The 244-nt window shown below is 66.8% G+C and carries 1 protein-coding gene; it reads right to left on the reverse strand.

Annotation, left to right across the window (positions count from 1 at the left end):
- Positions 1-244, reverse strand: a 244-nt coding sequence (locus tag ACVA58_RS28555; protein WP_446513599.1) for a hypothetical protein, incomplete at both ends; no start/stop codon positions are given.

Raw genomic sequence — 244 nt, forward strand, 5'->3', positions numbered from 1 at the left:
GCATCATCACGACCACGATCATGATCACGGCCATGACGGCCACCACGGTGGCAACCATGGCGGCGATCACGACCGCGGCGGCGATGGCGACCACGACCATGGCGGAGGCGATGACCATGGCAATCACCACGGCCCGCACGGCGGCGACCATGACCACGGTGGCGATGGTCACCACGGCGACGACCACGGCGATCACGACCACGATGGCAACCACGGGCACCATGGCGACGACCATGGCCACCAT

It is taken from the genome of Photobacterium sp. DNB22_13_2 (genome assembly GCF_052873915.1).